Raw genomic sequence first — 15,428 nt, forward strand, 5'->3', positions numbered from 1 at the left:
GATACTGCGTCAATGCCCTCAGTGTCCGCCTCGCAGGCCGCCGAGGCGTGGTTGGCCCTCAACGCCGACGAGCTGGTCGCCTGGCGGCGGCATCTGCACCGCCACCCGGAACTGAGCCGTCAGGAGTTCGCCACCACCCAGTTCATCGCCGAACGACTGGCCGGTGCCGGCCTCAACCCCAAGGTGCTGCCCGCCGGAACCGGCCTGATCTGCGATTTCGGCCCCGAGGACGGACCCCGGATCGCGTTGCGGGCCGACATCGACGCCCTGCCGATGACCGAGCAGACCGGGGCGCCGTACTCCTCGCTGGTGCCCGGGGTGACGCACGCCTGCGGCCACGACGCGCACACCGCGATCCTGCTGGGTGCCGCGCTGGCGCTGGCCTCGGCGCCGCAACTGCCGGTCGGGGTGCGGCTGGTGTTCCAGGCCGCCGAGGAGCTGATGCCCGGCGGCGCGATCGACGCGATCGCGGCCGGGGTGCTCACCGGGGTCAGCCGGATCTTCGCGCTGCACTGCGATCCGCGGCTGCAGGTCGGCCGGGTGGCAACCATCCCGGGGCCGATCACCTCGGCGGCCGACACCATCGAGATCACCGTCGGCGGCCCCGGCGGCCACACCTCCCGGCCGCACCTGACCGCCGACCTGGTTTACGGGCTGGGCGTGCTGATCACCGGGCTGCCCGGCGTTCTGTCGCGGCGCATCGACCCGCGGAACAGCACGGTGATGGTGTGGGGGGCGGTCAACTCCGGGGCGGCCGCCAACGCGATTCCGCAGGCCGGGCGGTTGGCGGGCACCGTGCGCACCGCCAGCCGCGAGACCTGGTTGGCGATGCAGGGCATCATCGAGGACGCGGTGGCCTCGTTATTGGCGCCACTGAACATCAACCACACGCTGTACTACCACCGCGGGGTCCCGCCGGTGGTCAACGAAGCGGTGTCGACGCGGATGCTCACCCACGCGATCGAGGCCGTCGGGCCCGAGGTGCTGGCCGAGACCCGGCAGTCCGGTGGGGGCGAGGACTTCTCCTGGTATCTCGAGCAGGTGCCCGGCGCGATGGCCCGGCTCGGGGTGTGGCCGGGCAGCGGGCCGCAGTTGGATCTGCACCAGCCCACGTTCGATCTCGACGAGCGGGCGCTGGGGATCGGGGTGCGGGTGATGGCCGGCATCATCGACCAGGCCGCGCTGGGCTAACCCCCGTTCTTTGTTGGCGCGAGCGTGCGTGTTTGCACGCCGACACGCCGCAAATTCTGTACAACTGCGCACCCTCGTGGGCCGGTCGACCGTGCACAGTCCGATGGTTATCCACAATTTCGCGCCCCCGGGGCCTGGTGCGTAAGGCCGCGTTGGTGTTTCGCGCCGACGATCTGCGGCATGGACCTGCGCCTGCGTCAACTGCTCGATCGTCAGGGTGGGGTGGTGACGTCTGCCCAGGCGTTGACCTTCCTCACTCGCCGCGGCCTCGAATCGGAGCTCAAACATGGTCCACTGCAAAAGATTTGGTACGGCATCTACAGTGACAGGGAGCTGAGCGCCGAGCTGCAGCTGCGTGGCCTGGATCTTGCGACGGGTACCACGGTCGCGGTCTGTTTGGGGACCGCGGCCGCGGCGTACGGCTTCGACACCGAGGAGCCGGTCGATCTGCACGTCCTCAATCCGACAGGCCACCAACTGCGGTCGGCCGACGGATTGGTGGTGCACCGGCGCGAGGGCGCACCACTGAGCGAAGTCGACGGCCGGCCGGCGACCGCGCCGGCGTGGACCGCGATCGAGGTGGCCCGCTCCTTGCGCCGGCCAAGGGCGTTGGCGACGCTGGACGCCGCGCTGCGCAGCGGCACCTGCACCCGCGGTGAGCTGCAGCGGGCGGCCCTCCGCCAGGCCGGCCGGCGCGGCATCGTGGCGGTGCGTGATCTGCTGCCGCTCGCCGACTCGCGGGCGGATTCGGAGATGGAGAGCGAGTCGCGGCTGATGATGATCGACGGCGGTCTGCCGTTGCCGGTTCTGCAGTACCCGATCGTGGATCGCGATCATCGGACCTGGCGGGTCGATTTCGCCTGGCCCGAGCAGCGGCTCGCGGTCGAATACGACGGCGTGGTCTGGCATGAGGGACCGGAGGCGTTCGCCTACGAACGTCAGCGGCGCGCCGCGTTGCAGGAGGTGGGCTGGGTGGTCATTCCGATCATCGCCGACGACGTCCGGCGCCGGCCCTGGCAGACCATCCGCCGCATTGAGACGCATCTGGCGCGCGCGGCCGCCTGACCGGCCACGTCCGAGCCCCCGCTAAGACCCTCGCGAGGGTGCACAGATGTACAGATTTTGCGGCGTGTCGCCGGGCTAACACGCACGCTCGCGACAAGGAGAGGGGCGTTAGCTCCCCGGGCCGATGTTGCGGGCCGGGCGGGTTTGCAGGTTGCGCACGTATTCCTCTGGCGCACCGGCGATCTGGGCGGCCTCGGCGACCACGCCCAGGTAGCGCGCCGAGGGCAGCCCGCCCTCCCAGGCGTCCACCACATACAGCCAGGCCAGCACCGGCTCGGGGGCCCGGTCGTCGGGATCCGATGTGATCCCGTCCACCCGGTCCACCCGGCAGCGGATCTTCTTGTGGATTCCGAAGTCTGAACCCTCCCAGCGGTCCATATTCTTCTCGTCCTCGGGGGTCACGTCGTAGAGGACGACGAACACGCTCGACCCCGGGTCCTCGACCACGGTCGCCAGCGCGCCCTCCCAGCCGATGTCCTCGCCGGCGAACGTCAGCCGCCAGCCGTGGATCCAGCCGGTGCCGGTCATCGGGGAGTGCGGTGCCCGCTGCAGCATCTGCTCGGGATGCATGTTCGACCCGTAGGCGGCGTAGAGCGGCACGGCAGAAAGCTTAAACGCAGCGTCGGCGATAAGTTGGTCGCTGTGACATCTGCCTCGACGCGCATCGTGATCATCGGCGGCGGCCCGGCCGGCTATGAGGCCGCGCTGGTAGCGGCGGCCAAAGGCCCGGAGGCGGTGGCGGTCACCGTGGTCGACTCCGACGGCATCGGCGGTGCCTGCGTGTTGTGGGACTGCGTGCCGTCCAAAACGTTCATCGCCTCGTCCGGGGTGCGCACCGAGTTGCGGCGGGCCCCCGGCCTGGGCTTCGACATCCACTTCACCGACGCCGAGATCGAACTGGAGCAGATTCACGAGCGGGTCAAGGCACTGGCCGCGGCGCAGTCCGCCGACATCCGCACCCAACTGGTCAACACCGGCATCGACGTCATCGCCGGCCGGGGCGAGCTGATCGACCCCGAGCCGGGCCTAGCGCACCACCGGATTCAGGTCACCGAGCACGACGGCGCGCAGCGCGTGCTCGACGCCGACGTGGTGCTGATCGCCACCGGCGCCAGTCCGCGCACCCTGGCCCACGCCGAGCCTGACGGCGAGCGGATCCTGACCTGGCGCCAGCTCTACGACCTGCGCACGCTGCCCGAGCACCTGGTGGTGGTGGGCTCCGGGGTGACCGGCGCGGAGTTCGTCAACGCCTACACCGAACTCGGCGTGAAGGTGACGGTGGTGGCCAGCCGCGACCGGGTGCTGCCGCACGAGGACCCCGACGCGGCCCGGGTGCTGGAGCGCTCGTTCGCCGAGCGCGGCGTCACCCTGGTCAAAAACGCCCGGGCCGCCTCGGTGACCCGCGACGGCGACGGAGTGCTGGTCACCATGACCGACGGGCGCACCGTGACCGGCAGCCACGCGCTGATGACGGTCGGCTCGGTGCCCAACACCTCCGGGCTGGGCCTGGAGCGGGTCGGTATCGAACTCGGGCCCGGCAACTATCTGCCGGTGGACCGGGTGTCGCGGACGTCGGTTTCCGGGATCTACGCCGCCGGGGACTGCACCGGCCTGCTACCACTGGCCTCGGTGGCGGCCATGCAGGGCCGGATCGCGATGTATCACGCCCTGGGGGAAGCGGTGACCCCGATCCGGCTGCGCACGGTGGCAGCGGCGGTGTTCACCCGGCCCGAGATCGCCGCGGTCGGGGTCCCGCAGTCCCAGATCGACGACGGCACGGTGCCCGCGCGCACCGTCATGCTGCCGTTGCAGACCAACGCCCGGGCCAAGATGAGCCGGATGCGGCACGGTTTCCTCAAGTTGTTCTGCCGGCCGGCCACCGGGGTGGTGATCGGCGGGGTGGTGGTGGCCCCGATCGCCTCCGAGCTGATCCTGCCGATCGCGCTGGCGGTGCAGAACCGCATCACCGTGTCCGACCTGGCGCAGACGCTGGCGGTGTACCCGTCGCTGTCGGGCTCGCTCACCGAGGCCGGCCGCCGGTTGATGACGCACGACGATCTGGACTGAAGTTCCGAAGCCGTGAGGCCGGTGTCACACCCCGGCAGCCGACCCCCGCCACGTAGCCTGGCAGTCGTGAGCACGCTGGGACCTGACCAACGAGCACAAGCCTGGGAACGCCTCGGTACCGAGCAGTTCGACGTGGTGGTGATCGGCGGGGGCGTGGTGGGCACCGGGTGCGCGCTCGACGCCGCCACCCGTGGCCTCAAGGTGGCGCTCGTCGAGGCCCGGGACTTCGCCGCCGGCACCTCGAGCCGAAGCTCGAAGATGTTCCACGGCGGGCTGCGGTATCTCGAGCAACTGGAGTTCGGCCTGGTGCGCGAAGCGCTGCACGAACGCGAGTTGTCGCTGACCACGCTGGCGCCGCACCTGGTCAAACCGTTGCCGTTTCTCTACCCGCTGACCCAGCGCTGGTGGGAGCGGCCGTACGTGGCCGCCGGGATCTTCCTCTACGACCAGCTCGGTGGAGCCAAATCTGTTCCCGCGCAACGTCATCTGACCCGCGCCGGCGCGCTGCGGCTATGCCCGGGGCTCAAGCGCAGCGCGCTGATCGGCGGTATCCGCTACTACGACACCGTCGTCGACGACGCCCGGCACACCCTGACCGTCGGCCGTACCGCGGCGCACTACGGGGCCGTCATCCGCACCTCGACTCAGGTGGTGGCGCTGAAACGCGAAGGCGACCGGGTGACCGGGGTGGCCGTCCGCGACTCCGAGGACGGCGCGACCACCGAAGTGCACGGCCATGTCGTGGTCAACGCCACCGGGGTGTGGACCGATGAGATCCAGGCGCTGTCGCGCCAGCGCGGCCGCTTCCACGTCCGGGCCTCCAAGGGTGTGCACATCGTGGTGCCGCGCGACCGGATCGTCAGCGAGGCGGCGATCATCCTGCGCACCGAGAAGTCGGTGCTGTTCGTCATCCCGTGGGGCACGCACTGGATCATCGGCACCACCGACACCGACTGGAACCTGGACCTGGCTCACCCGGCCGCCACCAAGGCCGACATCGACTATCTGCTGACCAACGTCAACACCGCGCTGGCCACCCCGCTGAGCCACGCCGACATCGAGGGTGTCTACGCCGGGCTGCGGCCGCTGCTGGCCGGGGAGAACGACGACACCTCCAAGCTGTCGCGTGAGCACGCGGTGGCCGTGCCGGCGCCGGGCCTGGTGGCCATCGCCGGCGGCAAGTACACCACCTACCGGGTGATGGCCGCCGACGCGATCGACGCCGCCGCCGAGTACATCCCTACCCGGGTGGCGCCCTCGATCACCGAGAAGGTGCCGCTGCTGGGCGCCGACGGTTACTTCGCGCTGGTCAACCAGACCGAGCACGTCGGGGCGGAACAGGACCTGCACCCCTACCGAGTGCGCCACCTGCTGGACCGTTACGGCTCACTGATCCACGACGTGCTGGCGCTGGCCGACGGCAGTCCGGATCTGTTGGACCCGATCGCTGAGGCGCCCACCTATCTCAAGGTGGAAGTCGCCTACGCCGTGGCCGCCGAGGGCGCTTTGCACCTGGAGGACGTGCTGGCCCGGCGGACCCGGATCTCCATCGAATACGCCCACCGCGGGGTGAACTGCGCCCGCGAGGTCGCCGAGGTGATGGCTCCGGTGCTCGGCTGGGACGACGCCGCCGTCGAGGCGGAAGTGGCCAACTACACCGCCCGGGTGGAGGCGGAGATCCTGTCGCAGGAACAGCCCGACGACGCCTCTGCGGACGCGTTGCGCGCGAGGGCGCCCGAAGCCAGGACCGAGATTCTGGAGCCGATTCCGCTTCCATGAACTGGATTTCATTACTGGAGGGATGTTGTCCCTGAAAAATCCATGCGTTTAGTCTGAAATAATCATTAACATATGTTTGACAGTTATTTGTTAGGGCCATTACTTTCTGCCCATCAGCTGGATCACATGGGGGATCCGGGTACTGGGGAAGGTGGTCCATGTCGGATCTTTCGGGGGTGGCGCGCCCGCACGCGCTGGCGATCAAAGGCGGCACGCTGGCGGCCGCGACCGTTCTTGCCGGCGCCGGCCTGATCGGCGTCGCGACGGTCGGGCCCCAGCTCTCCGGTGCGCCGTTCGCCGCGGTGCAACACAATGTGGCGCTGGTGGATTTCCCGACGTTCGCCGAGAGTCTGCAGACCCTGCTCGACGACATGGGGATGGGCGACCTCAACGCGGTGCTGAGCGGGTTCGGCACCTTCACCGTCGACTCGCCGGTCTCGGGCTTCCTGGCCGCACTCAACCCCGAGGGCGTCACCTTGAACGGGCTGACCAACATGTTCGGGATCTCGCTGACCGAGCCGCTGTACAGCTCGACGGTCGACTCCCTGCTGGGTCAGGGCAGCCTGTTCCTGGTCGACGGCGTGCCGATCGGCAACCTCGACCTCGGTGACCTGATCGATCTCGTGCTGGGCGACGGCGCCGGCGAGCATTCGCTGACCGACCTGGCCGACGCGGTAGGGCTGGGCTCGATGCTCAGCCAGTACTGGAGCCTGATCAGCGCGCTCGGGCTGGAGAACTTGAATGTTCTCAACTGCACGCTGACCTGCGGCGGCCTCCTTAGCATCGACACCCACCCCGATCTGACGCTCAACAGCTCGCTGGTCGACTGGCTGAGTGCGATAGTGACGGTTCCCACCACGGACGTCACCCAGCACGCAGATACGCTCAACCCATTTGGCGGCACCACTACCGTCGTGCCGGACAGCGGCTACACCCTCGGCGAGTACCTGCACACACTGCCCGTCAGCGACACCGACAGCACGACCATGGATAACGCAACCCTGGGCTTGCTGTTCAACCTGACGCCGGGCCAGACCTGGGACGAGTACGTCTCCAACTTCCCGTTCGGCGGGACGCTGTTGGACCCCTCCGGCGAAACGTGGGGCGAGCAGACCCTGGGCACCCTGCTCAGCAGCTTCCTGCCCGATGACAGCACCCTGGCCATCACCGGGGACACGCCTATCACCGACATCCTGGAGGCCTTCGGCCTGCTGAACTGGTAGCAGCTAACCCCCTCACAGCACCGCACCCGGACCCCTCGCCGGGTGCGGTGTTGTCTTCGTCACAGCGCCCGAAAAAACAAGACTGCTTGCTTTGCTAGCAATTTGCTAACGGCACGGTGCGTATTTCGCTCGTGGGTCGGTATTGGACAGTATTTGGACACCGTAAATTTCATACCATCGGACCGTTATCGCCGGATGTTAATGCTCGTTCGGCATTGCGTTGGTTTCAAGGCGTTCCGGCAGTCTGCAATACCTAGAAAATGCTGAGCGAACTGTTATCGCACATCGACATGTGACACGGTGCGACATTCGGTTCTCCCGCCCCAGGGCTTCGCCGATTAGGAGTGTGAGCTGGGAGATTCCTGCGAATTTCGATTGCTGACGCACACGCAAGAACTCTGCGATCCAGTTGACACCAGCCTGAGTACCTAATAAGTTAATGCTCGTTGTTGAAACCACAACGCGATTTTGTTTGATCCCTGAAGGGGGCCTGATACATGTCCACTGCTTCAATTGATACGCCGATGGCGCCACGCGGTTTCGTAGCGAAAGCCGGAGTATTCGCCGCCGGAACCGCATTAGCCGGTGCGGTTGTGTTTGGCGGCGCGGCCGTTGCTCCGACGGTCACCGCCGGCCTTTCCGCGTCGGTCCAGCACGAGGTGACGCTGAACGCCTTCCCGACCTTCACCGAGAGCCTGCAGACCCTGCTGGACACCCTCGAGTTCGGCACGATGGGTCAGGTGCTGGGCCTGTTCGGCGAGGACATCAGCACCAGCTCAACCCTCGCCGCCCTGCTGGCCACGCTGAACCCGGACGGCCTGACGCTCGACGACGTCACCAACAACCTGTTCTCCAGCGATATCAGTTCGCTGCTGGCCGACGTGCAGATCCCCATCGGCGGCGGCGCCACCGCCGCGCTCGGTGAGGTGCCGATCGACGCCCTGATCGGTACCTTCATCGGCGGTACCGGCGCCAACGAGAGCATCGGCGACGTGCTGACCGCCCTCGGTCTCGGGCCGTACGTCGGCCTGCTGGACCTGCCGTTCCTCGACCTGTCGCCGAACCTCACGGTGGCCGAGCTGCTCAGCGACATGCTGGGCATCGACAGCGACACCACGCTGGACAGCCTGGTGATCGGTAACGGACAGACGCTGGGCGACGCGACTCTCGGTGGCCTGTTCGGCATCGACGGCAGCACGCCTTGGGACCAGTTCCTGGACAACATGACCGTCGGCGGAACGATCATCGACCCCGACGGCACGGGCATCCTGGGCGATGAGACGCTGGGCGCCCTGCTGACCAGCCTGCTCGGCGTGGGTGCCGACCCGGTGACCGACGCCACCACGCTGACCGATTTCCTGGGCGACCTGGGCATCTTCAGCATGCTGGGTCTCGGCTGAGCGGAGTAGTTCACCGCGACTAGGGGACGCATCGGCCACAACCCCCGACGGTTGTGGCCGATGTGTCGTTTCACGGGTGCTCGTCATACTGATGACCATGGCGTCTCACCGACGTCCCGCCCCGTTGCCGGTGCGTGACGGCCTGGGCCCGGCCCGCCTGCGGCTGCACGGCGGGCCGGTGGCCGCCGAGTTGCGCGACCGATTCGGCGCCGCGGCGGCGGCCAAGGTCGCCGCCGGCGAGGTGCTGACCGCCGACGGCGCAGTGGTCGACGAGACGACGGTGCTGCCGGCCGGTGCCCACATCTTCTGGTACCGGGAGCTGCCCGATGAGGTTCCGGTACCGTTCGACATCCCGGTGCTGCACCGCGACGACGACCTGGTGGTGGTCGACAAGCCGCACTTTCTGGCGACCATGCCCAGGGGCCGCCACGTGGCCCAGACCGCACTGGTGCGTTTGCGACGTGAGCTGGGGCTGCCCGAGTTGAGCCCGGCGCACCGCCTGGACCGCCTCACCGCCGGGGTCTTGCTGTTCACCACCCGGCGCGAGCTGCGCGGGCCCTATCAGACGCTGTTCGCCCGCGGCGCGGTGCGCAAGCAATACCTGGCCCGCTCGTCGGCGCCGCCGACCGGGGAGTTTCCCCGGCTGGTGCGCAGCCGGATCGTCAAACGGCGCGGCTGCCTGCAGGCTTGTGAGGAACCCGGCGAGCCCAATGCCGAGACGCTGGTCGAAGCGCTGGACCCACCCAACAGTGGCTGCTATCGGCTGACCCCGCGCACCGGGCGGACCCATCAGTTGCGGGTGCACCTGGCCTCGCTCGGACTGCCCATCGACGGTGATCCGCTGTACCCGCGGGTCGTCGAGGTCGCCGCGGACGACTTCTCCACCCCGCTGTGCCTGCTGGCCCACCGGCTCGAGTTCGAGGACCCGTTCACCGGACGGCGGCGCTGCTTCGTCAGCGGCCGCGCGTTTCAGCGCTGAGCGTGCCGGGTACAGCAAGGCACGACAGAGCAGAGGGGAGCCTGATTCTGATGAAGGCACACGGCAGGATGGCGATCGCGGTGCTCGGCAGCGCAGCGGCGCTGGTCGCAGCGGGTTGCAGCGGTACCAAAGAAGAAGCTCCGACCAGCACCACGACCACCACGACCGAGACCACGACCACCACGATGGAGACCACGCCGCTGGAGCCGGCACCCGGCGAGCCCGGCGGCCCCGGCGGCGGTGGTGAGATTCCCGGCGGCCCCACCGGCGGTGGTGGGCCCGGCGGTGGTGGCGGTGAGATTCCGGGTGGCCCGACCGGTGGTGGCGGGCCCGGTGGTGGTGGCGGCCAGATACCGGGCGGCCCGACCGGTAGTGGTGGGCCCGGTGGTGGTGGCGGTCAGATTCCGGGCGGCCCGACCGGCTGGGGCGGTCCCGGCGGAGGCGGGGGCTGCGTGCCCGGTGTGGGTTGCGGCGGGTGGCCGTGATCGGCAACCGGCGAACTCACCGCTGACACGACCCGCACCAGTAGCTGACGCGCTCACCGCCGCGGTCGCATTCCAGCGGGGTGCCGCAGCGCCGGCACGGCTGCCCGGCCCGGCCGTACACCCACAGCTGACGGCCCCGGCGGGTATCGCCGGTGGTGCAGCGGGTCCACCGCAGCCGGTTGGCCCACAGCATGTCGTGCGCTCGAGCCACCAAGCGGGCCGGATCCGCCAGCGCCGCCACCGGGGTGGTCGGCAATCGACCGACGACGAAGCACAGTTCGTTGCAGTAGACGTTGCCGATGCCGGCCAGCACGGTCTGATCCAGCAGTGCCGCCGCCAGCGGACGGTGGGGACCGGCCACCAGGTTGGCGAGCGCGATGTCGGGATCCCAGTCGGCGCCGAGCAGATCCGGACCCAGATGCGCGACGGCCTCGCCGTCGCGGTCGCGGTCCAGCACCTCCAGTACGCCCAGGTCGATGCCCAGGGCGCGAACGGGGCCTGCCTCCAAGCAGATTCGCACCCGATGGTCGAGCGGGCCGCGGGTGATCCGCCAGCTGCCCTCCATCTTCAGATGCGAGTGGATACTGGCCCGCCCGGCGCGGATGAACAAATGCTTGCCGCGGCTGATCACCTCATCCACCCGCTGACCGGTCAGGTCGACCGTCGCATAGCGGGGGACCCGGATGTCGCAGCGGGTCAAGGTCTTTCCCCTCAGAGCGTCGTCAAGCACGGCGGCGGTGTGAAAGACGGTGTCACCCTCGGGCATCAGCGCAGTCGCAATCCCCGTGGGGTGCGGGAGAACCCGGCCTCGGTCAACGCGGCCAGCGTCGGCGAATCGTGAAGCTCCAGCACAGCGGTGCCGTCCACCCGCTCGAGGAGAATCCCGTCGACCCGGCGGTCGGCGATCAGCCCGGCCAGCGCTCCGGCGGCGGCGCGCTGGGCCTCGGCGGCATCGGTGTCCGTGGCGAAGTTCAGCAGCGACCGGCCGCCGCGCTCGAGGAACCACACCAGCGCTCCGTCGACGATCACCACCAGCGCTCCCGCCTTGCGGCCCGGGCGGGCGGTGCCGGGATGGGCCGGCCAACTCAGAGCCGCCCCGTACGGGTTGGCCGGGTCGGCGGCGGCCAGGGCCACCGCGTGGTACTCCGGGCGGGCCGGGTCGACACCATCGAGGTACCCGCGCAGTCGGTCCACGGTCGAGGCGAGGGCGAACTGGGCCGCGCCCAATGATTCGATGAAGTAACCCCGCTGGCAGCGCCCGGCTTCCTCGAACGCCGTCAGCACCTTGTAGAGGGTGCCGAATCCGCCCGGCACCGCTTCGGCGGCCACCGCGCCGCGGGTCAATACCCCGTAGCGGTGCAACAGCAGCTCGGCGGTGTGATGCCCGCGCATCGTGGAATCCTGTTCCGGTGCAAGCAGCCTCGACCAACGCCCGGCCACGGTCGGGTCGGCGGCTCGGGTGGAGGCGTGGGCGACGTGAAAGCGGCTCAGCCGAGGCGGGCGCTTGGTTCGGTGCGCGGGGGTTCCGCGCCGGGTTCCGGTCAGCACCGCCCGCACCGGGGCGAAGGTGTCACCGGTGACCCATCCCGCCCAGATCAATTCCCACAGGGCGGTTTTCAGCGCTGTCGAGTCCGCTTCGCCGCCTTCACCGCAGAGCTGACGGAAGAAGAACGCGCCGCCACCGTCGAGCAGGTCCAGGATCCTGCGGTGGGTGTCGCCGAATTCGATCGGGGCGCCGGGAGTCAAGGTCAACGGCGCCGAATCGGCGGTGTGGAAGGTGATCCAGCCGTCGGCGGCCAAAGCGCTGCCGGCCGGGGCGCCCGCACCGGCCCACAGCACCTCACCGGAGGCCAGCAGTTCGTCGAGCATGGCCGGGGAGTAGTCACGCACGCGCGTTCCCAGTATCAGCGGCTCGACCGCCGAGGCCGGCAGCGGCACGCCCGCCAGCTGCTCGATCACCCCGGCCAGCCCGTCGAGTCCGGATGCTGCGCCTATCTGTTGCCAGTCCGGCAGGAAACGCGCGTAGGCGGTCGGGGACACCGGTTCGATCGCCGAACGCAGCGCGGCCAGCGACCGGCGCCGCAGAATCCGCAGCACCTCGGCGTCGCACCACTGCTCGCCCGGGGAGTCCGGGAAGTCCGCGAACTCCCCGCGCACCACGCGTCCGTCGGCGGCCAGCCGTCCCAGCGCATCAGCGGCCACTCGGGGACCCAGCCCGAATCGCTCGGCGGCCTGCCCGGTGGTGAACGGTCCGTGGGTGCGGGCGAAGCGGCCCAGCAGTTCACTCAGTGGGTCGGCGACCGGCTCGGTGAAACCGGCCGGCACCCCGGGCGGCACCGCCACCCCGATGCCGTCGCGCAGCCGGCCGATGTCCTCGATGGCGATCCACCAGCTGCGCCCGGCGAACGACACCGTCAGCACCCGCCGGTCGGCGAGCAGATGCTCCAGCCAACCGCTCACATCCACGGTGCCGTCGGGTGTGCCCGCGCGCTGCGCGATCTCCTCGACGGTGAGCGGGCCCAGCAGCCGCAGCAGATCCGCGACCCCCTCGGCGTCGCGGGCGGCCTTCTCCGGGGTCAGGTGCTGCAACTGGCGGGTGGTGGCGGTGACGACGGCGGGATCGAGCAACTCGCGCAGCTCCACCCGGCCCAGCAGTTGTGCCAGCAGCGTGGGATCCAGCGCCAGCGCCGCCGCGCGGCGCTCGGCCAACGGGCTGTCGCCCTCGTAGATGAACGCCCCGACGTAGCCGAACAACAACGACGCCGCGAACGGTGACGGGGTGGCCGTCTCGACCTGCGCCACCTGCACCCGGCGCTGCGCGATCCGCGCCATCAGGTCGGTCAGTGCCGGGACGTCGTAGACGTCCTGCAGGCATTCGCGCACGGTCTCCAGCACTATCGGGAATGCGGGGTATCTGCGCGCCACGTCCAGCAATTGGGCGGCCCGCTGGCGTTGCTGCCACAACGGTGTGCGGCGGCCCGGGTGCCGTCGCGGCAACAGCAGCGCCCGGGCCGCGCATTCGCGGAACCGGCTGGCGAACAGTGCCGAGCCGCCCACCTCGGCGGTGACGATCGGCTCGATCTCCCCGGCGTCGAAGACGAACAGGTCCGCTCCGGGTGCCTCGGAGGCTGCGTCTGCGTCGGCGTCGGGCAGTCGCACCACGATGCCGTCGTCGGAGGCGGTCGGTTTCTCGTCGATGCCGTAGCGGTCGCGCAGCCGCCGGCCCACCGCCAGTGCCAGCGGCCCGTGCACCCGCAGGCCGTAGGGCGAGTGCAGCACCACCCGCCAGTCGCCGAGCTCGTCGCGGAACCGCTCCACCAGCAGCGTGGTGTCGGTGGGAACCCTTCCGGTGGCGGTGCGTTGGTCATCGAGCAGCCGCCACAGATTGTCGGTGGCGTAGTCATCGAAACCCAAACCGGCGCAGCGTTTGTCGAGTTCCGCGCGGTCGAGTCCGGCCAACTCGCCGGTGAACTTCCCCAGCGCGGCGCCGAGTTCGGCCGGTCGCCCGACGCCGTCGCCGTGCCAGAACGGCAGCCTGCCGGGCTGGCCGGGGGCCGGGGCCACCAGCACCCGGTCGTGGGTGATCTCGGTGATCCGCCAGCTGGTGGCGCCCAGCGAGATCACATCGCCGGGCCGCGACTCGTAGACCATCTCCTCGTCGAGTTCGCCCACCCGCGACGGTTTGGATGTCCCGGCCAGATACACCGCGAACAAGCCGCGATCCGGGATGGCGCCGCCGGAGGTGACGGCCAGCCGCTGGGCGCCGGGCCGGCCGGTCAGGGTGCCGGAGTCGCGGTCGTAGACCAGCCGGGGCCGCAGCTCGGCGAACTCGGTCGACGGGTATTTTCCGGAGAGCAGATCCAGCGTCGCCTCGAATACGCTGCGGGGCAACGTCGCGAACGGGGCGCTGCGCCGCACCGTGTCGAACCAGGCCTCGGCGTCCAGCGGCTCCAGTGCAGCCGCGGCCACCGTGTGCTGGGCCAGAATGTCCAGCGGATTGGCCGGCACCGTCAACGTCTCGATCTGACCGGCCAGCATCCGCTGCACCGCGTTCGCGCAGCCGATCAGATCGGTGCGGTGCTTGGGAATGACCACCCCCCGGGAGATCTCCCCGACCTGATGTCCGGCCCGCCCGATGCGCTGCAGTCCGCTGGCCACCGACGGCGGCGCCTCGATCTGAATGACCAGGTCGACGGCGCCCATGTCGATGCCCAATTCCAGGCTCGAGGTCGCCACCACCGCCCGCAGCCGCCCGCTTTTGAGGTCTTCCTCGACCGCGGCACGGGTCTCCTTGGACACCGACCCGTGATGGGCTCGCGCCAACGGTGCCGGCGAGGCCGGGTCATCACAGCGCTCGGCGTGAATCTCGTTGAGACGCGCGGTCAATCGCTCGGCCAGGCGCCGCGAGTTGGCGAACACGATCGAAGAGTGATGCGCCTCGATCAGGTCGACTACGCGCTCCTCGACCTGAGGCCAGATGGTGCCCTCGGCGGGACTGGCCATGTCGGGCACCGGCACCTGCACCGTCAACTCGAACGTCTTGGCCGCCGGCGGCGCCACGATCCGGGTCGGGGACTGACCGGACAGAAAACGGGCCACCTCTTCGGCGGGACGCACGGTGGCGCTCAGCCCGATGCGCTGCGCGGGCCGGGCCAGTCGAGCGTCGAGGCGCTCCAGCGACAACGCCAGGTGGCTGCCGCGCTTGGTGCCCGCCACCGCGTGCACTTCGTCGACGATCACCGTCTGTACCCCGGTCAGGGTCTCCCGCGCCGCCGACGTCAGCATCAAAAACAGTGACTCGGGGGTGGTGATCAGGATGTCGGGGGGCTTGGCGATGAGTTCACGGCGCCGCGCCGCGGAGGTGTCGCCGGAACGCACCCCGACGGTGATGGCCGGGGCGGGCAGGCCACGGTGCGCAGCGATGCGGCCGATGCCGGCCAGGGGGGTGCGCAGGTTGCGTTCGACGTCGACGGCCAGCGCCTTGAGCGGAGACACGTACAGCACCCGGGTGCCACCCGAGGGCGGGTCCGGCTCCGCGGCCAGCCGGTCCAGGGCCCACAGGAACGCCGCCAGCGTCTTGCCGGACCCGGTGGGGGCGACCACCAGCGTGTTGTGTCCGTCGGCGATCGCCGACCAGGCCTGCTCCTGGGCCGTGGTGGGCGCGGTGAAGGTGCCGGTGAACCAGTCCTGGGTCAGCGCGGAGAACCGGGCCAGCGGGGTGGCGGGTTCTCGGCTCACC

Annotated in this window: 11 protein-coding genes; 8 read left to right on the top strand and 3 right to left on the bottom strand. The window is 69.6% G+C overall.

The genetic code is table 11. The features are described 5' to 3' along the window. The first annotated feature begins 12 nt into the window (after nucleotides 1-12). Nucleotides 13-1,191 carry an amidohydrolase gene (locus BST28_RS01545; protein ID WP_043335011.1) on the top strand — a complete coding sequence of 393 codons (1,179 nt, stop codon included), beginning with the start codon at nucleotides 13-15 and terminating at the stop codon, nucleotides 1,189-1,191. A 180-nt stretch (nucleotides 1,192-1,371) separates the two neighbouring features. Further along, nucleotides 1,372-2,256 (top strand): type IV toxin-antitoxin system AbiEi family antitoxin, encoded by an 885-nt coding sequence (locus BST28_RS01550; RefSeq protein ID WP_065289190.1) that lies wholly within the window; start codon nucleotides 1,372-1,374, stop codon nucleotides 2,254-2,256. A 108-nt stretch (nucleotides 2,257-2,364) separates the two neighbouring features. On the opposite strand, the gene BST28_RS01555 is transcribed toward BST28_RS01550, so the two are convergent. Then, on the bottom strand, nucleotides 2,365-2,856 hold the full coding sequence (locus BST28_RS01555; protein WP_019735230.1) for a gamma-glutamylcyclotransferase family protein: 492 nt from the start codon (nucleotides 2,854-2,856) through the stop codon (nucleotides 2,365-2,367). A gap of 42 nt (nucleotides 2,857-2,898) precedes the next feature. Between BST28_RS01555 and BST28_RS01560 the strand changes: the two genes are divergently transcribed. From BST28_RS01560 to BST28_RS23940, 6 genes are all read left to right on the top strand, one after another. After that, the gene (locus tag BST28_RS01560; protein ID WP_083079592.1) at nucleotides 2,899-4,323 is read left to right on the top strand and encodes an NAD(P)H-quinone dehydrogenase; all 1,425 of its coding nucleotides are present in this window, start codon (nucleotides 2,899-2,901) and stop codon (nucleotides 4,321-4,323) included. A 66-nt stretch (nucleotides 4,324-4,389) separates the two neighbouring features. Beyond that, complete coding sequence (gene glpD, locus BST28_RS01565; RefSeq protein ID WP_083079594.1) at nucleotides 4,390-6,102, top strand: glycerol-3-phosphate dehydrogenase; 1,713 nt, start codon at nucleotides 4,390-4,392, stop codon at nucleotides 6,100-6,102. Nucleotides 6,103-6,260: 158 nt separating this feature from the next. Further along, nucleotides 6,261-7,325 carry a hypothetical protein gene (locus BST28_RS01570; RefSeq protein ID WP_165758035.1) on the top strand — a complete coding sequence of 355 codons (1,065 nt, stop codon included), beginning with the start codon at nucleotides 6,261-6,263 and terminating at the stop codon, nucleotides 7,323-7,325. Nucleotides 7,326-7,822: 497 nt separating this feature from the next. Next, nucleotides 7,823-8,725 carry a hypothetical protein gene (locus BST28_RS01575; RefSeq protein ID WP_133054277.1) on the top strand — a complete coding sequence of 301 codons (903 nt, stop codon included), beginning with the start codon at nucleotides 7,823-7,825 and terminating at the stop codon, nucleotides 8,723-8,725. 97 nt (nucleotides 8,726-8,822) lie between these two features. Further along, nucleotides 8,823-9,704, top strand: a complete 882-nt coding sequence (locus BST28_RS01580; RefSeq protein WP_083079769.1) for a pseudouridine synthase — start codon at nucleotides 8,823-8,825, stop codon at nucleotides 9,702-9,704. A 50-nt stretch (nucleotides 9,705-9,754) separates the two neighbouring features. After that, nucleotides 9,755-10,189: a hypothetical protein gene (locus BST28_RS23940; RefSeq protein ID WP_029248913.1), complete on the top strand. Its 435-nt coding sequence runs from the start codon at nucleotides 9,755-9,757 to the stop codon at nucleotides 10,187-10,189. A 16-nt stretch (nucleotides 10,190-10,205) separates the two neighbouring features. On the opposite strand, the gene nei2 is transcribed toward BST28_RS23940, so the two are convergent. Beyond that, a complete protein-coding gene (nei2, locus tag BST28_RS01590) occupies nucleotides 10,206-10,955 on the bottom strand; it encodes an endonuclease VIII Nei2 (protein WP_083079600.1) in 750 nt (249 codons plus the stop codon). Next, on the bottom strand, nucleotides 10,955-15,427 hold the full coding sequence (locus BST28_RS01595) for an ATP-dependent helicase (protein ID WP_083079602.1): 4,473 nt from the start codon (nucleotides 15,425-15,427) through the stop codon (nucleotides 10,955-10,957). Before BST28_RS01595 ends, nei2 begins: the two co-directional genes overlap by 1 nt. Nucleotide 15,428: the final 1 nt, after the last annotated feature.

This window comes from Mycolicibacter kumamotonensis, assembly GCF_002086285.1.
GTDB lineage: Bacteria > Actinomycetota > Actinomycetes > Mycobacteriales > Mycobacteriaceae > Mycobacterium > Mycobacterium kumamotonense.

Excerpts from the sequence above, each read along its gene's own strand:
- BST28_RS01545 (WP_043335011.1), top strand. The coding sequence starts at position 13 with ATGCCCTCAGTGTCCGCCTCGCAGGCCGCCGAGGCGTGGTTGGCCCTC.
- BST28_RS01550 (WP_065289190.1), top strand. The coding sequence starts at position 1,372 with ATGGACCTGCGCCTGCGTCAACTGCTCGATCGTCAGGGTGGGGTGGTG.
- BST28_RS01570 (WP_165758035.1), top strand. The coding sequence starts at position 6,261 with ATGTCGGATCTTTCGGGGGTGGCGCGCCCGCACGCGCTGGCGATCAAA.
- BST28_RS01575 (WP_133054277.1), top strand. The coding sequence starts at position 7,823 with ATGTCCACTGCTTCAATTGATACGCCGATGGCGCCACGCGGTTTCGTA.
- BST28_RS01580 (WP_083079769.1), top strand. The coding sequence starts at position 8,823 with ATGGCGTCTCACCGACGTCCCGCCCCGTTGCCGGTGCGTGACGGCCTG.
- BST28_RS23940 (WP_029248913.1), top strand. The coding sequence starts at position 9,755 with ATGAAGGCACACGGCAGGATGGCGATCGCGGTGCTCGGCAGCGCAGCG.
- nei2 (WP_083079600.1), bottom strand. The coding sequence starts at position 10,955 with ATGCCCGAGGGTGACACCGTCTTTCACACCGCCGCCGTGCTTGACGAC.